Consider the following 21,073-nt stretch of genomic DNA (forward strand, 5'->3'; position numbering starts at 1 on the left):
CAAGGAGACAAGGGGACAAGGAGGAATTATTGAACAAGTCTCTCCCTTGTCTCTTCTCCATGCCCAATGCCCAATGCCCAATGCCCAATGCCCAATGCCCAATCTTAAAATATCTGCTCAAAAGCCTCAATTAGGCTGTTAACCTCCTCAAGGGTGTTGTAATGCACCATACTCACCCGAACTATTCCACCTTGGGATGCTAACCCCAAGTATTCAATGAGCCGTCTAGCATAAAAGTCCCCATAGCGAATCCCAATATAATTTTGGTCAATTTTTGCCGGAATAGTTGAGCTATTTATTCCATCGACGACAAAAGATATAGTTGGCACACGGGTTTGACGGTCAGCTTTTGATTGACCAATGACTCGCACATTAGGCTTATTGTTAAGGTAATTTAGGAGGCGATCGCTAATCTTTTCTTCATGTATGCTAATTAAATCAAATGCTTGTACCATTTGATTTCTCAAATCAGGTGCAGTTTCATCCCCGTAGTGCAATTGTGCTAATTCACTTAAATAATCACATAAACCTAACATTCCATAACTTAATTCAAAATTGACATTCCCTAACTGAAATTTATAAGGTATATCTGTCTGTGTAATAAAATAATGATTAAGACCAGGCAATCTTAATAAATGTTCTTCTTTACCATAAAGTAAGGCATGATGCGGCCCATAGACTTTATAAAAACTCAAAGTATAGAAATCAACATCTAAATCTTGGACATCAACTAATCTGTGAGGTGCATAAGCTACACCATCTATACAAATCATTGCATTGCGATCATGTACAAATGCAGCAATTTCTTTGATTGGGTTGATGGTTCCCAGAACATTAGAAGCATGAGTCAAGGCTACCAGTTTTGTGCGCTGACTCATCAATGGTTCTAAATCTGCTAAATGAAGTTCCAAAGTATCTGGGCGAACTTGCCACACTTTAACCTTCATTCCTTGTTTTTCAAGAGCGACCCAAGCACCAATATTAGCCTCATGGTCACAATTAGTAACAATAACCTCATCACCAGGTGTAAAGGTTTGACCCAGAGACATTGAGAGAACTTTCAACATCATTGTAGTAGATGGGCCCATAACCACTTCTTTAGAAGAATTAGCATTAATGAAAGTAGCCATTCCCTTAGTTGCTAAAGCCAATCGTTCTCCAGCAAGTTGAGAAATCGTATAAGAGGCTCCTAACTGGACATCAGAACTTAGAAGAAATTGGCTAATTCTATCTACTACTTTTTTCAAGGTTTGTGACCCACCAGCATTATCAAAAAAAGTCCATTCACCAGCTAGAGCAGGAAAATATTCACGAACTTTATCAAGATTCAGGATCATAGTATAAGTAAGTTTTCTAGAGAATAGACCTTTTGCAAAAGTCCCCTAATACCCCATCCCCAACCCTTCACCACAGGCGGGGAGGGGAGAATTTGACGTAAGTCAAAGGCGGAGTGGGGTTCTTTTTTTGATTTATGCAAGAAGTCGAATGTTCTTTACCCTAGCCTACCTTCTGATAAGTCGCCTAGAGAACATCTATATTCTCTTTTGATGTTTGCAGCTTGCTGTGCCAGCCTTCTTGCTCTAGATATCTGGTGAAAAAGATGTAGCAGTGCGATGTCTCTACAAGGGTTCTAGATAATGTATATTATTTAATTTCTGGAGATGTCTTCTACAAGAACCTATCTAAAGAGGGTATACTTAAACCCATAAAGACTATTTTATTATTTGTAACTATACAAGTTACACCCCTCCCCAAACCTCACTCCACTTGCTTTGCTTTTATAGCAAGAAGGCTAAGAGCGAACAAGTCAGTCGGGCTGACCAACGTAGTGGCAACCCTTACAAGGGGAAAGTGGTCGGGTATTTCTGTATCTCATGTTGGCGTAGCCTCTGTCTCCAACACGCTGTTCGCGTTCGTAAAGAAGTTGAAATCTCCTGTATTTAACTTTCAGCAACTATTAATGTCTTGATTCTTCACAATTCTCGCCAATTTTCTTTGATAAGTTTAAGGTAGAGTCAAAGCAACTATTGTTTTGAGTCTTAATTCCTTGATTGAAAATAAAGGAACGACTTATGAACACTACGGTTAAATATGACATCAAGGTTATCAAGCAAGAAGCACTTCAACTTGTTAAAAAGAGACTTGTTAACCGTCAGCAGCCAATTTATACCCTCTGTAAATATATTCCTCATCGTGACTGGGTTAATTTTGAACTTGAGTTAGAAAAAAATGAATTTCTACTCAGAGATAGAATTATCGATTTACTGAATCACGAATCTTGGGAAGATGATTGAGGCTGCATGAAGCTAAACCACTATTAGCTGCATCCCAATAAAATCAAAATTACAAATTCATTTTTCAAAATTAAAAGCTCTCGAATTAATCGGGGGCTATAAGCAAAAGATTATTAAAGTAAGCAATAAATCTTGATCGATGGCTTAGGTTTGAAAAGATACAGCAGATTTCAACTTGGTGAGGTATAAGAAATACCCCACCCGCCTATCGCGCACCCTCCCCTTGGAAAGCAGGACTGTTTCATTCCCCAAAGAGCTTTAAAAATCAAGGGTTCTAGCAATTAAAAATTGGTTATTTTGTTACCAGCGTGCTGAGATAATGAACTATTTTACTGGTATTTAAGTGCTTAAATGTTCATCTCATCGTCACCCTTACTTACAATTTTCTTGCTAACCATCTTGACAAATCCTGTTTTAAATGGAATGAAACAGCCCTGCTTGGTAAGGGGAGGGTTGAAGAGGCGTGTACCTCATATATTTGCAAAACCCTGTAAGAGAACCATCGCTAGCGTAGTAATAATTCTCTGTTAAGCAAGTTTACACAATAAAAACAAGCTGTGTGAAAAAAAGTAAACAAGACTCAAACCCTTTTTCTCCCTTCTTTATCCCAACAAGAATTATTGACACCGAGCTACGGTGTACACACAAGTTTTTTAGAGTTGTCCTACAAACTTATACCAATTCTGTATGAAGATGGGCTAAACCATATTTAAGTACAAGAAAGAAAAACGAACCGCATTCGCGCAGCGTCTCGTAAGAGTTGGACACAAAGAAAGAAAGAAGAAGTTAAGAGGGTTTGGCGCAGCCTCACAAAGAAATGGTATTATCATTGTCCTCTCGTTCGCCTACTATGCATGGGAATGGTTAGTTAGGGGTTGCTACCTCCAGTCAGACATAGCCTAACCTCAGAAGCAACCTCACCTCTTTGGCTGTGGGTTTGAGAAATTTTTCTGTCTTCTTTTTATAAATGTGTCAGTTAATACCTGATGCTTAGGCTACAGTCTCACATTCTTGAGCAATTAATTACTGAAATCAAGAAAAATAATTAGACTAATCGATTCCAGTAAATTGGATTAGGTAGATAACTCCTCTAGCCCAATCCATTCGGTAATCGATTGCCATTGGCTTGCGTGAACAATAGTATTCCTACGTTTTTCTTTTTGAGGCTTTCTAGGTAGTTTTCCCATGACAACATCAGCGAATGAACTCGATTCGTTGCAATTATAAATAGGCATTTCCTGCCAGCAGTGGCGACAAAACCAGTAAGTCTCTGCACCGCGTATATGTTCTAAAAGTAAACTTGAGCAGCAAGGGCAGTAATTCATATTTTTCTCAAATCCTGTTTATAAAAGTGTTGTTGCAATTCAGGGCAGCTACTTGATAAGCCCGTAGATATTTAAAAGAAACTGTCTATATTTTGACTATAGTCTTTAAATATGAGGAACTTGTGAGGATAGTTAAAATACTTAATATTTTGGCAAAACTTATACATATTTTTTAAGTAATACTTTCAGGCTGATTTAGTGGTTTTTCAGAAAATCCTCAAATTATCTTCAGAGAAATTTCAGGAAGATCACTATAATTTACAAATTAACCATAAGGTTCAACGAGCAACTGCTTAAATTAGCAAGCTTAAATTATGTTATTAATCATTCTCTACGATCGATTAGCCCTGATAGTTTTGTAAGTCAGAAAATATTCAGCCAATTGAGATAGAGCAAGTCCGCAGCCAAAGTCAAAATAACTTAAAATTATCGGTTGAGGCACAATCGGCTCAAATGCAAATGATGCAAGTTAATCAGGAACTTCAGAAAGCCCTCGAAGAACTCCAGGTTGTGAAAGAAAAACTGCACCAAGCTTACGAGGAGTTAGAACAACGAGTGACGGAACGGACAGCAGAACTTGTGATGTCTAACGTCTTGTTGCAACAAGAAATTATTGAATGCCAAAGCGCAGAAGCTGCATTACGGCAGAGCGAAAACCTCTATCGCCAACTCGTGGAAAGCCAAACTGACATAATTATCCGCATTGATTTGCAGGGGCAGATTACCTTTGCTAATGTGGCAGCTTGTCAAACCTTTGGCTGGAAACAAGATGAGTTTCGTGGTCAGTCATTTTTCCAGCTTCTTCATCCAGATGACTTGCCTCAAGTGATGGAAAGTATCACAGCTTTAGCAACTTCATACTATCCCTTGACTAATTGTGAAAGATGTGCATTGACAGTCAAGGGTATCCGCTACTTTCAATGGAATGCGATCGCAATTCCTAATGACAAAGGAGAGGTTGTTGAAATACAACAGGTAGGCAGAGATATTACCGAACAGCAAGCCGCGCTACACGACCGCCAACTTGCCGAAGCAGCACTACGCCAAAGTGAAGAGAAATTTCGCACTTTTTCCGAAAATACCCACGCAATGATCTGGATTGCTAGCGCAGATTCATTCTACCCTTTGTATATTAGTCCTGCTTATGAGAAGATTTGGGGTCGATCTTCCCAACGTCTATTTGAGCAGCCAAAATCTTGGGTAGACGCAGTTCATCCAGACGATCGCGATCGCGCCACCTAATCAATCAAGCAACTGCTTAGTGGTAGTCAATCCATTTCAGCAGAATATCGGATTTTGCGACCTGATGGATCGATCCGCTGGATTTGGAATCGGGGCTTTGCTGTCTATGACGACCAAGGAAAAGTTAACTACTATGGTGGCATTTCTGAAGATATCACTGAACGCAAGCTGGCTGAAGAGTCACTCCAAGAAAGTGAAGCGCGATTGAGTTTAGCTACCGAAGCTGTCCAAATAGGTATATGGGATCGGAACCTGATTGCCAATACTTGTATTTGGTCTGCCAATATGGAGCTACTTTATGGTCTGCCAAGCAATACCTTGTGTCCAACCTTTGAAGACTATTTCAATTTAATCCATCCAGCAGACCGCGAATCTGTAGCTGCGAGTATAGCTCGTATGATTGAGGAAGGAAAGGGATCTACAGAATATCGAATTGTCTGGCCCGACGGCAGCCTACACTGGTTAAACTGCAAAGGTCAGGTCTACTATAACGAAATCGGTCAGCCGATCCGGCTCATCGGTACAAATAGGGATATCACTGAGCGCAAGCTAGCGGAACAAAAAATCTCCGAACAAGCCGCTCTACTTGATATCGCTACCGACGCCATATTAGTTCGAGATTTCCAGTCTCAAATCTTATTCTGGAATCAAGGTGCAGAGCGGATGTAGGGTTGGCTTTCTACAGAGGTTATGGGAAAAGACCTCCACGAGATTTTATACCCAGATGGAACTCAGCAGCAATTGAAAGAACCACTAAAAAGCGTAATTGAGAGTGGCTCGTGGCAAGGTGAGTTACATAAAGTTACAAAATCCGGTCAGAAAATTATTGTGGAAAGCCGTTGGACATTGATGCGTGATTCTGCGGGAGAACCCAGATCCATCCTGACTGTTGACACTGACATCACCCAAAAGAAACAACTCGAAGAGCAGTTTTTTCGCACCCAGCGATTGGAAAGCCTTGGTACTCTTGCAGGTGGTATTGCTCACGACTTGAACAATATATTGACACCAATTTTGGCAGCGGCTCAATTATTACAGGGAAAATTTTTCCAAGACGAGGAGCGTTCTGGGCAATTGCTGACACTTATAGAAAGCAACGCCAAACGCGGAGCAGCTTTAGTGAAGCAGGTCTTATCCTTTGCGCGAGGATATAAAGGAGAGCCGACAATTATCCAAGTCCAGTATCTGATTTCAGAAATTATCCAAATTGCTAAACAGACATTTCCCAAATCTATTGAATTTTTCACCGTCATCCCAGAAGACATTTGCGCGATCGCTGGGGATACTACACAACTACATCAAGTGTTAATGAATCTGTTAGTAAATGCCCGCGATGCTTTACCAGATGGTGGCAATATCAATATTTCTGTGGAAAATAAGTTTATTGATGAAGCTTATACCAGAATGAATCTTGATGCCAAGGTTGGGCATTATATTGTGATTACCGTTGCTGATAACGGAATAGCTGCAACAAATAGCTGATGAGGGTTATAAGTCTGTAGTGAATCTACGTTTGGCTGACGAAACAGGCATACTCGCGAATGAACAGGAAAAGACTGAGCTTTTGGGATTGTATTATCTTAATTTCCCAACTAAATGTGAAGACATTAATCATCAAAGTACGCTCCAGATATATCAGACTATCACTGAATTACCCAAACCGACTCTGATATATTGTGATAATTTAATTCGTTCAGCTGCAATAGTATTTTTGCATATCGCTCTTCAACAGGGTATAGGCTTTGAAAAAGCACTACAAAAAATTATTAATTTAGGCTTGATATCAGACTAGTATTTGAGTTTTTCAATTACTCGTAGAGATAGGGAATAGGGAATTAACGGATTTTTTCAGAAATAAAATGGTATTTTTATATAGTTATAGCGGTTCCCATTTAGATGCGGTACAACATTATATCGCGGGGTGTAGGGGCACTGCCGTGCCCCTACGGATGTACCTCACGCAAACGATAAGCGCTATATCAACTCACAGTTTTAGATGATAAAGTAGTAAACAGATTTTAATCTGCTCACATTTAGATTGGATTCTGCTAAAAATTGCTGGATTTAATTTATTGTAAATTAATTTTTAATTTTTAATTGTTAATTATGGCGTGATGTTCTAGTAGCGATCGCTCCAATTTTGCTTTAGTACTTAATCGAGAATAGTGTTTTATACCTGATTGAGAAAGAAACTTGTTCAATAATTCTCCCATGTCTACCTTGCTCTAGTTCCTCATCCCATAGATTTGAAGTTCTCACAGCCTTTCATCCCAGAGCTAGACGCAAAGATTATTATAGTAATTTATGATCATTTGGGGAATATACCTCATCAAACCGAAAACTGGAAAGAAAAATGAGGTTGTTACCTAGCTAAATTTCTGGAATTCGTCATCATGTATGAACTAGTTCAAGCTCTCTCCAACGGTGATGAAAAAACTGCTCTACATCAGTTGATTTATGCGTTGAGTACTTCAGGTAAGCATTACTTCCTAAGAAATGAGATTTTGCAAGCTTTTGCCGACTACTGTCATCAATCCCAAAAGCCAGCCTATTTTTACTACTCTTCTTCTGTTGGCAAACTAATACAATACACCCACGAAATAATTCTCGAAGAGGAAAGTACATGGTTTGTGATTCGACCGAGGATTGCGAATCAAGAAGTTTGGCAACTGACAGCCGATTTTAGCAGGTTCGAGCAGATGACGCCTCAAGCACTGTTAGATGTGAGAGATCGTCTAGTCAACCGCTACCAACCCCATATCCTCGAAATCGACCTCCACCCCTTCTATGAGAGTTCTCCAAGAATCGACGATGCTAGAAATATAGGTCAAGGTTTAGCCTTCCTCAACCGTTATCTGTGCAATCAATTGTTGACTGACCCCCAATATTGGGTAGAAATGTTATTTCAAGCGTTACATGGGCTGCAATGCAATGGTATTCGCCTATTGTTGAGCGATCGCATTCCTTCCGGTATTCAGTTAGCCAAACAAATTAAGCTAGCGCTCAAATTTCTGAGCGAGCGATCGCCTGATGAACCTTATGAAAAATTTAGCTTTGACCTCCAAGAACTCGGCTTTGAGCCGGGTTGGGGTAACACTGCGGCGCGAGTCTCTGAAACTTTAGAACTTCTCGATCGACTTATTTACTCCCCAGAACCTGGCATCTTAGAAACATTTGTAGCCCGCGTCCCCGCCGTCTTTCGCGTCGTCCTCATCTCCATCCACGGCTGGGTGGGACAGGAGGATGTTTTGGGAAGAGATGAAACACTCGGTCAAGTTATCTACGTCCTCGAACAAGCTCGCAGCTTAGAAAACGAACTGCGCGAACAAATCAAACTCGCTGGACTCGACCAGCTAGGTATTAAACCCCATGTGATTATTCTGACTCGATTAATTCCTAACTGTGAAGGCACATTTTGTAACCTGCCCTTAGAAAAAGTCCAAGATACTGAAAATGCTTGGATATTGCGCGTTCCTTTTGGTGAATTCAATCCAGAAATTACGAATAATTGGATTTCTAAATTTGACATTTGGCCTTATTTAGAACAATTTGCGATAGATGCAGAAAGAGAATTACTAGCTCAATTCAAAGGCAAACCTAGTCTCATCATTGGCAATTACAGCGATGGTAACTTAGTGGCCTTTCTGCTATCCCGCCGAATGAAAGTCACCCAGTGTAACATTGCCCATTCTTTGGAAAAACCTAAATATCTATTTAGCAATTTATATTGGCAAGATTTAGAAGATAAATATCATTTCTCAGCACAATTCACCGCTGATTTGATTAGCATGAATGCAGCCGACTTTATCATCACCTCGTCCTATCAAGAAATTGTCGGCACGCCCGACACTATAGGTCAATATGAGTCGTACAAGTGGTTTACGATGCCGCAGTTGTATCACGTGGTTGATGGAATTGATTTGTTTAGTCCTAAATTTAACTTAGTACCGCCGGGAGTAAATGAAAATATTTTCTTTCCCTACAGCCAACAAGAAAACCGAGATTCTAACCTTTGCACACAAGTTCACGACTTACTATTTAACCGCGAAGATCCACAAATCCTTGGTCATTTAGACCGCCCCTATAAGCGACCAATATTTGCCCTTGATACCATAAATTCAATCAAAAATTTCACTGGTTTAGCTGAATGTTTTGGTAAAAGTCAGGCGTTGCAAGAGCGTTGCAACTTGATTCTCTTAACCACTAAACTGCATTTACATGAAGCTACAAATCCAGAAGAGGCAGAAGAAATTCAAAAACTCCATGACATTATCGATCAATATCATCTCGATGGCAAGATTCGTTGGGTGGGAATGCGTATCTCTAGCAGCGACATCGGCGAAGCCTACCGAGTTATTGCCGATTCTCAGGGAATTTATGTCCATTTTGCCCGTTTTGAATCCTTCGGTCGCAGTATTTTGGAAGCTATGATTTCTGGTTTGCCAACTTTTGCTACTCAATTTGGCGGTTCTTTAGAAATTATCCAGAGCCAAGAAAACCGATTTCATGTTAATCCTACAGATTTAGAAGGAACAGCAACGAAAATTTTAGACTTTCTTGATAAATGTGATACTCATGCTGAATACTGGCAAGAAATTTCAGAATGGATGAGTCAGCGAATTCATCACAAATATAATTGGCATTTACATAGCACTCAATTACTATTGCTTGCTAAAATGTTTAGTTTTTGGAACTTTGTTGCTCCCGAAAATAACGAAGCCAGAGATCGCTACATGGAAACCTTATTTCATCTCATTTATAAACCCAGAGTCGAAAAGATTTTGGAAAAGCATAAGGGGGGATGAGGAAGTGGGGAGTGGGGAGTGGGGAGCAGGGGAGCAGGGGAGAGTTAAAACTGGATTCATCCGACCTCAGAACTCCGTTCATCCACCTCGGAACTGGATTCATTCACCTCAGAACTCCGTTCATCCACCTCGGAACTCCGTTCATCCACCTTGGAACTCAGTTCATACACCTTGGAACTCGGTTCATCCACCTTGGAACTCGGTTCATCCACCTCGGAACTCAGTTCATACACCTTGGAACTCAGTTCATAACCTTGGAACTCCGTTCATCCACCTTGGAACTGGATTCATCCACCTTGAAACTCCGTTCATCCACCTCGGAACTCCGTTCATCCACCTCGGAACTGGATTCATCCACCTCAGATACTCGTTCATCTAGCTCAAAGACTCAAAATCTCTACTCGCCAACTTATGCAAACAAAAGGTCATTCTCGCCATTTTATCTACACAGACTGGATATTAATCGAAACCCAGTTTGATCCTGAGCAATTGCACTCCAAAGAAACCGTCTTTACAATCGGCAATGGATACCTGGGAACAAGAGGCAGTTTTGAAGAAGGTTATCCTCATGCATTGCCAGCTACTTTTATCCACGGTGTCTACGATGATGTACCTGTGGTATACACTGAACTGGTAAATTGCCCTGACTGGCTACCCTTGATAGTGATTGTAAATGGCGATCGCTTCCGTCTCGATCAAGGTGAGATATTGCGCTACGATCGCCAACTTGATTTACGCCAAGGACTACTGATCCGGGCCGTGCGTTGGCGCTCTCCCAGTGGGAATACCATAGACATCAGCTTTGAACGCTTTGCTAGTCTTGCAGATCCGCATGTGCTAGCGTTACGCTGCCATATAACCCCAGTAGATTTTGAAGGGTTAATCGAAATTCAAGCTAGTATCAACGGCTATCCAGAAAATCAGGGTTTTAATCACTGGGAAGGACTAGATCAGGGCAAAATCGACCAAGGAATCTGGTTGCAACGCCGCACCCGCAGTTCCCGAATTGAACTCGGTATGGCAGCTAAGGTGACAATATTAGGCAGTGAAGCATCTTTGCAAGTCAATACTGCACCTGGTTATCCGACCTTAAGTACGAGCTTTTTAGCTAAAGTGCAACAGACCGTGACGGTAGAAAAAATCGTGACAGTTTTTACCTCACGGGAAATTGACACACCAGTGCCAGCTGCTCAAGAAAAACTCGTCCACCTGCCAGACTACGCAACATTACTAAAAGCCAATCAGCAGGCGTGGGATGAGGTTTGGCAGCGAAGTGACATCCTCATTGAAGGGGATAGCACAGCTACTTTTGCTGTTCGCTACAATCTGTTTCAACTGCTGATTGCTGCACCACGGCATGATGACAAGGTGAGCATTCCTGCTAAAACCCTTTCTGGGTTTGGCTATCGCGGTCATATCTTTTGGGATACAGAAATTTTTATGCAGCCCTTGTTTCTGTTTACCCAACCAGCGATCGCCCGCAATTTACTCAGTTACCGTTGGCACACCTTACCAGGAGCTAGACGCAAGGCAGCCCATTACGGGTATAAAGGGGCAATGTTTGCGTGGGAAAGTGCTGATACCGGAGATGAAGTGACACCACGTTGGGCCATCGGCAGTGATTTTTATGGTGAAGACGTGCGGATTTGGTGCCGCGATCGTGAAATTCATATCAATGCAGATATCCCCTACGCAGTCTGGAACTACTGGCAAGCCACCGGTGATGATGACTGGATGCAAAAATGCGGCGCAGAGATTATCTTAGATGCCGCGATCTTTTGGGGTAGTCGAGTCGAATTCAATCCTGAGCGCGAACGGTATGAAATTCGGGGAGTAATCGGAGCAGATGAATACCATGAATTCGTCCACAACAACGCCTTTACAAACCGGATGGCGCAATGGCATCTAGAAAAAGCGATCACAATTTATGATTGGTTGGCTCACAAGTTTCCCGAACGAGCCACCGAACTAGAACAGAATTTAAAGCTGACCCCAGAGGAGCGATCGCACTGGCAAGAGATCGTCGCTAAAATCTTGTTTCTCTATGACCCATCAACAGAACTAATCGAGCAGTTCGAGGGATTTTTCCAATCGGAAGATATCAACTTAGCAGATTATGAACCACGCGATCGCTCCATGCAAGCGATCTTGGGTATTGATAAAACCAACAAATGTCAAGTACTCAAGCAGCCAGACGTATTAATGCTCCTATATTTAATGCGGGAATCAGCAGATTTTCCCTATAACGAAAAAGCATTGCAGACAAACTGGGACTACTACGCACCCCGGACTGATATTACTTATGGTTCGTCCCTTGGCCCATCAGTTCAGGCCATCTTAGCTTCAGACTTGGGCAAATCAACCGAAGCTTACGAACAGTTTATGCGAGCCTTAATGGTTGATCTTGAAGATAACCGAGGTAATACCAACGATGGAATTCACGGTGCTAGTGCAGGTGGCATTTGGCAAGCTGTAATTTTTGGATTCGGTGGCATCCAGCTAACCGAAAATGGCCCCGTAGCCAATCCCCATCTTCCCCCTGGCTGGACGCGCCTAAAGTTTAAACTGCACTGGCGCGGGAAATGGCACGACTTCGATCTGCATGAGGGAGTGGGGACAGGGGAGCAGGGGAGCAGGGGAGCAGGGGAGCAGGGGAGCAGGGGAGAAGTTGCAGTAAGTTTTTCCCCTCCGCCCCTCCGCTCCTTTGCTCCTCTGCCTCTTATGCCCGATGCCCAATCCCCAATACCCAACATCCAAGGATTCATCTTCGATTTAGATGGTGTGTTAACAGATACAGCAGAACTTCATTATCTAGCTTGGAAAAAGCTAGCAGATGAAGAGGGTATACCGTTTAATCGGGAGGCTAACGAAGCGTTGCGGGGTGTATCTCGTCGTGCTTCCCTGATGCTAATTATTGCGGATAGGCCGTATTCGGAAGCACAAATCGAGGAGATGATGGAGCGTAAAAATCGCTACTATGTGGAATTTATCCAAAATATGACACCCCAGGATTTATTGCCAGGTGCGATCGCCTTGTTGGATGAACTGCGGCAAGCTGATATTAAGATCGGTATTGGTTCAGCGAGTAAAAATGCTCGCACAGTGCTAGAGCGATTGGGGATTGCCGACAAAGTAGATGCGATCGCAGACGGTTACAGTGTCCAAGAACCCAAGCCAGCACCCGACCTATTTCTGTACGCAGCCAAGCAGCTAGGAATCGAACCAGGGCAATCTGTGGTTGTAGAAGATGCCGCAGCAGGTGTTGAAGCCGCTCTAGCCGCTGGTATGTGGGCAGTAGGACTCGGCCCTGTTGAACGAGTTGGAGCCGCTCATATTGTTTTACCCAGCCTAGCAGGTATTAAATGGGCAGACCTACGAGAGCAATTGAGTAACATTTCCAGACAAAAACAGTGAACAAATGAGAAGCGCTTGATTACTTACAGCAGATTTGAAGGAAGGTGAAGTACACAACGATTCGTCTTAAAGCCAGGTAGAAAGAGTGTTTTACTTCTGAATTCTGCTGTATTCAGTCCTAATCACCCCAAAGAACTAAAATTACCTAAAACTACACTGAAATTACTGATAACTGCTAAACTCCAAAAGCTAAAATCGTCCAAGTAGGGAATCTAAAATAAAACCCAACTTTAAAAATTAGGAGCAAGAGCGTGAATTTGGACGATTTAGCTTTGCAGATAGAGAATATGCGTAAGCGCGTCGCCCTCTTGCAACGCCAGAGTGAACAGCAAAAAGCACAAGCAGATATTGAACTCGTCAACGCAGTATTCAAAGAAGTTTACCTAGCTTTGGAAGAACTGCAACTAGTAAATGAAGATTTAAAGCAGCAGAATGAAGAATTATCCAATACTCAACAGGCTTTGGTAGCAGAAGGTCAGCGCTACCAAGAACTATTTGAGGAAGTACCAGACGCTTATTTTGTGACTGATACAAAAGGAATAATTCAGGAAGCTAACTCAGCCGCCACCACTCTGCTTAACATTTCTAAAAGTTTGTTGTTGGGCAAATCCATAGGGATTTTTGTACTTGAGAAAGAAAGAATTGCTTTTCATTTGAAACTAACTCATCTGCGCGATCGCGCCCAATTCCCAGACTGGAAAATGCAAGAGTGGGAAGTAAACCTGCGACCGCGTGATAAAACACCTATTATGGCTGCGGTTAAGGTGGTTGCTATCCGTAATCAATATAGTGAGTTAGTTGGTCTGCGCTGGCTATTGCGGGATATTAGCGAAAGCAAGCGAACCCAAGCCAAGCTGCAATGGGCAGAAGAGGCGATGCGACAAGCGCTTGCTAAAGAAAGGCAGTTTAGCGAACTTAAATCCCGCTTGCTTACCATCACCTCCCATGAGTTTCGTACTCCTTTGGCTACCATCCACTCTTCTGCGGAACTACTAGAATATTATCGCCACCTCTGGAGCGAAGAGCGACAACAGACCCATCTACGTCGCATTCAAACATCAGTGATGCACATAACCCAGTTGTTGAATGATGTATTGGTGGTAAGTCAGGATGAAACAGGCAAGTTAGAGTTTAACCCAACACCCATAAATTTAGTGGAATTTTGCCGCGATTTATTAGAAGAATTACAACAGAGCGATCGCTCACAACATGCGATCGTTTTTAGCAGTGAGTGCCAATGTACACCAGCTAATTTAGACGCCAAACTATTACGGCAAATCTTAAGTAATTTATTCTCGAATTGTCTAAAATACTCTCCCATTGGTAGTACAGTTAGGTTTTCTGTAACCACTGCCAACGAGCAAGCTATATTCCAGACTCAAGACTCTGGTATTGGCATTCCCGCTTCTGACATTGAACACATCTTTGAACCCTTCCATCGCGCCAATAATACAGCCAATATCCCAGGAATGGGATTAGGGATGTCCATCGTCAAGCAAGCTGTAGATTTACACGGCGGCGAGATTACAGTCGAAAGTGCGATCGGTGCGGGAACTACCTTTAAAGTCATTCTGCCATTTTCAATAAATTTCCATGCATAGCGGCTTGCACTCAGAATTTTGCTGCGCTCCCATTTGATATTCAAATTTCAAAGTTCCTCCCCCAAGCTTGGAAGAAGGATTTAGGGTAAGGGCTTTTGGTTGATGCAATAATCACTGTAATTTGATTGAAAACTAGACAGTTTAAACTTTTAAGTCAGTTTTCCTTTAGGAAGACTGTACTCTAATCAATCACTTTTATTTATCGAATTTAAAAAAAAAAGTAGTTGCTTGTATGCTAGAAGGTCTTTAAAGTGGAGTAAGTCGGTCAACAATAGGTTGATTGTAAAGTTTTTCTTCGCAGTAGCTTAGGGAAACGAACTCAAACACTTTGTATCTTTAAAAAAATATGAGCTTAAAATATTACGCCTGTGGTAATCTCTAACAAATCAGAATACGCACTTCTAGCCCTGTTAGAGTTGGCAACCTGCTACCCTAACGGTGAAGCCCTACAAATTCGAGAAATAGCGGCATTGCAAGACATCCCGAACCGCTATTTAGAACAACTCCTGGCAACATTAAGACGTGGAGGTTTAATTAAGAGTATACGCGGAGCCAAAGGTGGCTATGTTCTGGCACGAGATCCCGGAAAAATCACAGTGTTGGATGCTTTTAGCTGCATGGAAGGGACAGATATTGTTGTCTCTCCTTGTGAGCCGACTCCCAACACGGTAGAAGGTGAGCTAATTCAGGAAGTTTGGCAGGAAGCACGTCAGGCTGCTAACTCCGTTTTAGAAAAATATACACTCCAAGACCTTTGTGAACGAAGATCGATCCGACAACAGAAGGAATTAATGTATTACATTTAACAAGGATGGCCAAATAATTACTAATTCGTAATTCGTAATTAAAAAGGATACGTGAAAGTAATAACGAGACAACCTGTGACGCTGTTATATGCCTGAAGTCAATTTTCAACAGCCTATAAATAGTGCCCCTACTCTCGTGGAAAGTTATGCAGCAGGGAAACGGAACTTTAGTAAAGCAGAACTGGGTAATGCTGATTTGCAAGGTATTAACTTGAAAGGTTCTGACCTGAGTTATGCTGACCTGAGTGAAGCTAACCTGAGTAGCGCTAATTTGAGGGGAACTGATTTGAGCAATGCCTTTCTTAGTCAAGCTAATCTGAAGGATGCCGATCTTAGGGGAGCATTATTGATGTCAGCGAATCTTCGTCAAGCCGCTCTCAAAGGAGCGAACCTGGAAAAAGCAGACTGTGATCGCAACACCCATTTTCCCCAAGATTTCGACCCAGCGAAAGCGGATATACAGATTAAATTTGAAGATTGATTAATTTAAGTTAAACGAGCGTACTTGCCTCAAGATAGAAGATATTTCTCTCAAAAGAGTTGTATCTTGGTAAAAAAGCCTATCTATGAGGTTGACAATGGAGGCAAAAAGTGAAACCCTCAACCGACACGCACCACTAATCACTGCTGGAATTTTTCTTGGTGTGGGTCTTGGAGGGTTTATTGATGGAATTTTACTGCATCAAATCCTCCAGTGGCATCACATGCTCAGTAACATTCGACCTCTGACAAACAGGGCGAATATAGATTTGAATATGGTGTGGGATGGGTTCTTTCATACCTTGGATTGGGTATTCACCGCGACTGGACTTGTGTTACTATGGCGTGCTGGAAGACGTAATGATGTTCCTTGGTCATCACAGACCTTTATTGGATCGATACTGATTGGTGGTGGATTGTTCGACTTGGTTGAAGGTTTAATTGACCACCAAATTCTTGGTGTCCATCATGTTAAACCAGGTCCAAATGAGTTAGCTTGGGATCTAGGATTTCTGGCATTCGGTGCCCTACTTGTTCTCATCGGCTGGCTAATGATAAAAAAAGAGTCAAGAGTCATTAGTCATTAGTCATTGGGCATTGGGCATTGGGCATGGGGAAGAGACAAGGTAGACAAGGAAGAAGCGGGAGATAAGTGAGAGACTTGTTCAATAATTCCCCCTTGTCTCCCCTGCCCCTTGTCTCCCCTGCCCCTCTGCCCCCCTGCCCCTCTGCTCCCCTGCACCTCTATGACAGACACTTTTGAAAAAACTAGCTGGAGTTGGCATTTGTCTCAATTCCAACAACAAGCGGGTGAATGGTGGGAATACCAGTTTTACCGCTTTGAAAAGGCCTTACCACAATTGCCTACTGGATGGTCAATTAGCCCAAGGCTAGGTGAATTGCTGAAATTCCTGTTTTGGCTGGTACTGGGATTATTTATAGCGTGGGTGGGTTGGCGATTATGGCGAGAATTCAGTCCCTATATATATTCTTGGCTAAATAGAAGTGGCAATTTCACTGATTTTCGTGTAAAAACTCGCTCCAATGAGTCATCCATTGCTCTTTTGTTGGAGCGATCGCAAGAATTTTATCGTCAAGGTAACTACCGTGAGGCTTGCCGTTGTGTTTATTTAGCGATGTTGCAGCAGTTGGATAAAAATGCAATCGCACCCCACAAACTCAGCCGTACTGATGGAGAATATCTGCAATTGCTGCGAGCTTCTGTGACTCCCATACAGCCTTATGAAACTTTAATTACTACTCACGAGCAATTATGTTTTGGTAATGCCGAAATTTTGCCAGACAATTATCAGCAGTGTCGGCAAGCTTATCGAGAAATTTCCCCGGAATGAAAAAGAGACGTTGCATTGCAACGTCTCTACATAAAACAAACAATATTCTATTTGGTAAGAATCGCGATCGCTCGATCCACAGCTTCCAAAGCAGTATTGACTTCTGCCTCTGTGACAATAAGTGGTGGCACAAATCGGACTACTTTTGGCCCGGCTGGTACTAGCAATACGCCCTCTTTGATGGCAGCATTGACGATATCTGCTGCGGTTATTTGAATATCGGCTCGCAATTCCAAACCGTTGATTAAACCCCAACCCCGAACTTCACCAATTTGCTGAGGATATTTTGCTGCGATCGCTCTCAATCCAGATCGCAACTGTTCACCCCTGTCTTGCACATTCTGCAAAATATTTTCCCGTTCCAATGTCTGGCAAACACTGAGTGCTACACCACACACAAAAGGATTACCGCCAAAGGTGCTGGCGTGTTCTCCTGGTTGAAAAACGTCGCAGAATTTCTTGCTGATCATTGCACCGATGGGGATACCGCCACCTAAGCCTTTAGCACTGGTGAAAATATCCGGTTCAACGCCAAGATGTTCGTAAGCCCATAATTTGCCGCTGCGCCCCATACCAACTTGCACTTCGTCAAAAATCAACAAAATACCAGTTTCATCGCAAATTTGCCGTAACTTTTTGAAATAGGCAACATCTCCCGGACGCACACCGCCTTCTCCCTGCAATGGCTCGATCAGAATCGCCGCTACCCGATAATCGCCTTCATCCAACTCGCTAATCGCCACTTCTACAGCGTTAATATCGTTGTAATTTACGTAGTGGAACCCAGGAACTAAAGGATCAAAATATTTTTGATACTTCGGTTGTGCTGTAGCGGTAATCGTTGCCAAAGTCCGTCCGTGGAAACTGGCATTGGCGGTTAAAATAATCGGTTTTTCAATGTCCAATACTGTGTGGGCATATTTCCGCGCCAGTTTAATTGCGGCTTCGTTAGCCTCAGCTCCAGAGTTGCAGAAAAATACGCGATCGGCACAGGAATGATCGACAAGCCATTTTGCCAATTCACCTTGCTCAGGAATGTAATACAAATTAGAGACATGGTGCAACTTCTGGATTTGGCGTGTTACCGCTTCTACCATTGCTGGGTGGGCATGTCCTAAAGTACAAGTAGCAATTCCCGCTACAAAGTCCAAATATTCCCGCCCCTGCGTATCCCAAACCCGGCATCCAGCACCCCGTTCCAGGGCTAAGGGAAACCGGGCGTAGGTAGACATGACAGCTTCATTAAAGCTATCTGTATCAAAGGGACTAGATGCTACAGACCCTGAATCTGGGGGGATGGTGGTTTGTTCAACGAGAGTTTCTAGGCTCACTACCGCTCCTCCTGAAAGTTTTTCATTATATAGTTATTTACTAGTTTCCTAGAAATCCCTAAAAAATACTTTTTATTTAGACAACTCGTACTTCTTCTTAAATTAACGCTTATATCACTTCAAACGCATGGCGGTGGTGAAAAAATTTTGTATGCAACATTTGATCAAGAGGATGAGCGACAGGCAATTTGCATAGGCGCAGCCCGTCGTTGGTATTGCAAGTCTTGGGTAGCTCCAGGGGTTTTCTCACTGATGTCCAAGCCTAACTCGTCAAATACTAGCCTGCGATTTTGACAGTGCTAGGGCAAATGACGAAATTACCTTTGCTGTGTCTGGGAAAACTGTAACATTGTTCAACTGAAATCACTTCATCACAGTTAATACCCTCTAGGAAAGCTCCCAAAAGGTATTAGTTTTTAAATTATTATTTATTTTCAAAACTATTGATTACTTTTATGAAAGAAGTTGTGTACTATTGTGTACTATTTGGATCTGCTATGTTATCAGAATTCTGGTTAAACAACTTCAGTCTGCTCCCACCGCTTACGACAATGTTGCCTAGACTGAACATAAACCCTGTTCCTGCAAAATCGTTCTGTATTCCATCCTCTGCTCCTCCCATCACTGCCCTCATTTCCTCTTCGGACAGTTCTTCCATCACTGCGGCTTTTGCATCAATTTTTTGTAAATCAGCGATTTTGATATCAGCCATGAGTTTCTCTAAAAATATATAATTTTGTATTTAGTACATCATATTACTGCATATCAACAAGCTAGTAAAGTATTTATACAAAACTACCTACTTTTCCTACTTAACCCACTTTTCTTACCTATTTCTCTCTCCCATTCAGAAACTACCCATCCTTAGAGTGGGGGTTTTCCTACTGGAGTACCTTGGTTAAACCGATGAAATGAGCCTTGACTAGCCAGAGATGCTTTGCTTTTCATCTGTGTCGGATGACAGCTTGTGAGCAAGAAACAACAAGATCGCAGCAAAGCAACTACTAAATTCAGAGGTCGAACAACAGCAGCAATCATCTCTAGTTATCTACCTTGCAGCTACTATCTACACAGTACAGTATGGTGATTGAGCAGTTAATGGCTGGGGCGATCGCTCTTGGCAGTGTTTTCTTCATGTTTAATTAAAGCAAGTGGGTATGAATAATTAAAGGTTTGTAGTAAGCGGCTCCAGCCCTTGCTAAGAGGCAATTTAATTAATTTTACATGGCATAACTTAGTTAGATTTATTCTTGCCCACTTACTTACTTTAAATATACTAAAAAGGACGAATATTAAAAAGTTAACAGAAAACTAGAAAAAGTAGGTTAAAAGTACTATTTTTACCTCATTCTCAACACTTGAGCAAAAATATCAACGTATCCAAAAGGAGTTGATGGCTGGGGCGATCGCTCTTGGCGGTGTTTTCTTCATTGGCACTTTGTGGTACTCGTTAGTGGAGGGCTGGTCATGGGAAGATGCGGCTTACATGACAGTCATAACTTTAGCGACTGTGGGATATGGAGAGACGCACCCACTCGGTAGCCGAGGACGATTATTTACAATTGCCCTGATTTTGTTGGGTGTAGTCAATATCGGTTACATTGTCAACAGATTTACAGAAGCGATCATTCAAGGCTACTTTCAACAAGGAATTCGGCTACAGCAACAGAGGCGGTTAATGGAATCCCTATCAGAACATTACATCATCTGTGGATTTAGTCGGACTGGTCGCCAAATTGCCAAGGAATTTCGGGCAGAAGGTGTATCTTTTGTAGTGATTGATTCAGATATGGAATCTGTGCAAAGGGCGCAGACAGAAGGTTACACAGCATACCAAGGTGACGCAACCTTAGATGACACACTGCTAAAAGTTGGCATTGAACGGGCGATGTGTATTGTTGCAGCCCTCCCTTCAGATGCCGAAAATTTATATATTGTTTTATCAGCCAAAACATTGAATTCGGCAATTCGGGTGATCGCACGGGCAAGTACAGAAGAAGCTTTGCAGAAGTTACGACGTGGTGGTGCAGATGAAGTGATATCCCCCTATATTACTGGTGGGAAGCGCATGGCTGCTGCGGCTCTCAGACCCCAAGTATTGGACTTTGTAGACGGGATTTTGACAGGTGCAGACCGTCAGTTGTATATGGAAGAATTTTTACTCGACCCGGCTTTCTGTCCTTTTGTGGGTCAAAGTTTGCAAAAGGCGAGATTGCGGTCGCAATCTGGGGCATTAGTTCTGGCAATTCGCCGTGTTGATGGGACTTTAATCGGTGGCCCCACTGGCGACACGATTTTAATGCCGGGAGATCGGCTAATTGGTATGGGTACAGAAGAGCAGTTGCGTAGCCTGAATCAAATTCTTGGCCCAATTGGTTCCAAGCAACTGCGGCGACCGAAAAATAACTGATTTTATTTTTCCT

The 21,073-nt window shown here is 42.4% G+C and carries 17 protein-coding genes and 2 pseudogenes; 14 read left to right on the forward strand and 5 right to left on the reverse strand.

Going from position 1 to position 21,073, the window contains the following annotated elements:
* Window positions 1-104: 104 nt before the first annotated feature.
* Entirely contained in the window at window positions 105-1,337 is a 1,233-nt protein-coding gene (locus tag HWQ40_RS23205; protein WP_292782331.1) for a cysteine desulfurase-like protein, read from the reverse strand.
* Between the two features lie 735 nt (window positions 1,338-2,072).
* Between HWQ40_RS23205 and HWQ40_RS23210 the strand changes: the two genes are divergently transcribed.
* The gene (locus HWQ40_RS23210; protein ID WP_292782333.1) at window positions 2,073-2,294 is read left to right on the forward strand and encodes a DUF4327 family protein; all 222 of its coding nucleotides are present in this window, start codon (window positions 2,073-2,075) and stop codon (window positions 2,292-2,294) included.
* Between the two features lie 1,073 nt (window positions 2,295-3,367).
* Here the strand turns inward: HWQ40_RS23210 and HWQ40_RS23215 are convergent.
* Entirely contained in the window at window positions 3,368-3,619 is a 252-nt protein-coding gene (locus HWQ40_RS23215; RefSeq protein WP_292782336.1) for a hypothetical protein, read from the reverse strand.
* Between the two features lie 582 nt (window positions 3,620-4,201).
* Here HWQ40_RS23215 and HWQ40_RS23220 point away from each other — a divergent pair.
* From HWQ40_RS23220 to HWQ40_RS23245, 6 genes and pseudogenes are all read left to right on the forward strand, one after another.
* Window positions 4,202-5,035: pseudogene (locus HWQ40_RS23220) on the forward strand (PAS domain S-box protein); the annotation flags it as partial.
* Window positions 5,030-5,530 carry a PAS domain-containing protein gene (locus tag HWQ40_RS23225; protein WP_292782429.1) on the forward strand — a complete coding sequence of 167 codons (501 nt, stop codon included), beginning with the start codon at window positions 5,030-5,032 and terminating at the stop codon, window positions 5,528-5,530. The pseudogene HWQ40_RS23220 and the gene HWQ40_RS23225, both read left to right, overlap by 6 nt.
* 12 nt (window positions 5,531-5,542) lie before the next feature.
* Window positions 5,543-5,779 (forward strand): annotated as a pseudogene (locus HWQ40_RS23230) (PAS domain-containing protein); the annotation flags it as partial.
* A gap of 30 nt (window positions 5,780-5,809) precedes the next feature.
* A complete protein-coding gene (locus HWQ40_RS23235; protein WP_292782432.1) occupies window positions 5,810-6,343 on the forward strand; it encodes a histidine kinase dimerization/phospho-acceptor domain-containing protein in 534 nt (177 codons plus the stop codon).
* 31 nt (window positions 6,344-6,374) lie between these two features.
* The gene (locus HWQ40_RS23240) at window positions 6,375-6,653 is read left to right on the forward strand and encodes a hypothetical protein (RefSeq protein ID WP_366934024.1); all 279 of its coding nucleotides are present in this window, start codon (window positions 6,375-6,377) and stop codon (window positions 6,651-6,653) included.
* Window positions 6,654-7,254: 601 nt separating this feature from the next.
* A complete protein-coding gene (locus tag HWQ40_RS23245; protein ID WP_292782338.1) occupies window positions 7,255-9,666 on the forward strand; it encodes a sucrose synthase in 2,412 nt (803 codons plus the stop codon).
* 56 nt (window positions 9,667-9,722) lie between these two features.
* Here HWQ40_RS23245 and HWQ40_RS23250 read toward each other — a convergent pair whose 3' ends face one another.
* Window positions 9,723-9,899, reverse strand: coding sequence for a hypothetical protein (locus HWQ40_RS23250; RefSeq protein ID WP_292782340.1), 177 nt, complete (start codon window positions 9,897-9,899; stop codon window positions 9,723-9,725).
* Window positions 9,900-10,077: 178 nt separating this feature from the next.
* Here HWQ40_RS23250 and pgmB point away from each other — a divergent pair, with 178 nt between their 5' ends.
* From pgmB to HWQ40_RS23280, 6 genes are all read left to right on the forward strand, one after another.
* Window positions 10,078-13,080, forward strand: coding sequence for a beta-phosphoglucomutase (pgmB, locus tag HWQ40_RS23255; RefSeq protein ID WP_292782342.1), 3,003 nt, complete (start codon window positions 10,078-10,080; stop codon window positions 13,078-13,080).
* 251 nt (window positions 13,081-13,331) lie between these two features.
* On the forward strand, window positions 13,332-14,681 hold the full coding sequence (locus tag HWQ40_RS23260) for an ATP-binding protein (RefSeq protein WP_292782345.1): 1,350 nt from the start codon (window positions 13,332-13,334) through the stop codon (window positions 14,679-14,681).
* 368 nt (window positions 14,682-15,049) lie between these two features.
* The gene (locus HWQ40_RS23265; RefSeq protein ID WP_292782348.1) at window positions 15,050-15,487 is read left to right on the forward strand and encodes an Rrf2 family transcriptional regulator; all 438 of its coding nucleotides are present in this window, start codon (window positions 15,050-15,052) and stop codon (window positions 15,485-15,487) included.
* Window positions 15,488-15,575: 88 nt separating this feature from the next.
* The gene (locus HWQ40_RS23270) at window positions 15,576-15,968 is read left to right on the forward strand and encodes a pentapeptide repeat-containing protein (RefSeq protein WP_292782350.1); all 393 of its coding nucleotides are present in this window, start codon (window positions 15,576-15,578) and stop codon (window positions 15,966-15,968) included.
* 97 nt (window positions 15,969-16,065) lie between these two features.
* Window positions 16,066-16,554: a DUF2243 domain-containing protein gene (locus HWQ40_RS23275; RefSeq protein ID WP_292782352.1), complete on the forward strand. Its 489-nt coding sequence runs from the start codon at window positions 16,066-16,068 to the stop codon at window positions 16,552-16,554.
* Between the two features lie 159 nt (window positions 16,555-16,713).
* On the forward strand, window positions 16,714-17,319 hold the full coding sequence (locus HWQ40_RS23280; RefSeq protein WP_292782354.1) for a DUF4129 domain-containing protein: 606 nt from the start codon (window positions 16,714-16,716) through the stop codon (window positions 17,317-17,319).
* 47 nt (window positions 17,320-17,366) lie between these two features.
* On the opposite strand, the gene HWQ40_RS23285 is transcribed toward HWQ40_RS23280, so the two are convergent.
* The gene (locus tag HWQ40_RS23285) at window positions 17,367-18,650 is read right to left on the reverse strand and encodes an aspartate aminotransferase family protein (protein WP_292782357.1); all 1,284 of its coding nucleotides are present in this window, start codon (window positions 18,648-18,650) and stop codon (window positions 17,367-17,369) included.
* Between the two features lie 472 nt (window positions 18,651-19,122).
* Window positions 19,123-19,362 carry a hypothetical protein gene (locus tag HWQ40_RS23290; RefSeq protein WP_292782360.1) on the reverse strand — a complete coding sequence of 80 codons (240 nt, stop codon included), beginning with the start codon at window positions 19,360-19,362 and terminating at the stop codon, window positions 19,123-19,125.
* A 681-nt stretch (window positions 19,363-20,043) separates the two neighbouring features.
* Here HWQ40_RS23290 and HWQ40_RS23295 point away from each other — a divergent pair.
* Window positions 20,044-21,060, forward strand: coding sequence for a TrkA family potassium uptake protein (locus tag HWQ40_RS23295; protein ID WP_292782363.1), 1,017 nt, complete (start codon window positions 20,044-20,046; stop codon window positions 21,058-21,060).
* The last annotated feature ends 13 nt before the right edge of the window (window positions 21,061-21,073 follow it).

The organism is Nostoc sp. NMS9, from assembly GCF_017114995.1.
Taxonomy (GTDB): Bacteria; Cyanobacteriota; Cyanobacteriia; order Cyanobacteriales; family Nostocaceae; genus Nostoc.

Excerpts from the sequence above, each read along its gene's own strand:
- pgmB (WP_292782342.1), top strand. The coding sequence starts at position 10,078 with ATGCAAACAAAAGGTCATTCTCGCCATTTTATCTACACAGACTGGATA.
- HWQ40_RS23275 (WP_292782352.1), top strand. The coding sequence starts at position 16,066 with ATGGAGGCAAAAAGTGAAACCCTCAACCGACACGCACCACTAATCACT.
- HWQ40_RS23210 (WP_292782333.1), top strand. The coding sequence starts at position 2,073 with ATGAACACTACGGTTAAATATGACATCAAGGTTATCAAGCAAGAAGCA.
- HWQ40_RS23295 (WP_292782363.1), top strand. The coding sequence starts at position 20,044 with ATGGCTGGGGCGATCGCTCTTGGCGGTGTTTTCTTCATTGGCACTTTG.
- HWQ40_RS23205 (WP_292782331.1), bottom strand. The coding sequence starts at position 1,337 with ATGATCCTGAATCTTGATAAAGTTCGTGAATATTTTCCTGCTCTAGCT.
- HWQ40_RS23290 (WP_292782360.1), bottom strand. The coding sequence starts at position 19,362 with ATGGCTGATATCAAAATCGCTGATTTACAAAAAATTGATGCAAAAGCC.
- HWQ40_RS23270 (WP_292782350.1), top strand. The coding sequence starts at position 15,576 with ATGCCTGAAGTCAATTTTCAACAGCCTATAAATAGTGCCCCTACTCTC.
- HWQ40_RS23280 (WP_292782354.1), top strand. The coding sequence starts at position 16,714 with ATGACAGACACTTTTGAAAAAACTAGCTGGAGTTGGCATTTGTCTCAA.
- HWQ40_RS23245 (WP_292782338.1), top strand. The coding sequence starts at position 7,255 with ATGTATGAACTAGTTCAAGCTCTCTCCAACGGTGATGAAAAAACTGCT.
- HWQ40_RS23215 (WP_292782336.1), bottom strand. The coding sequence starts at position 3,619 with ATGAATTACTGCCCTTGCTGCTCAAGTTTACTTTTAGAACATATACGC.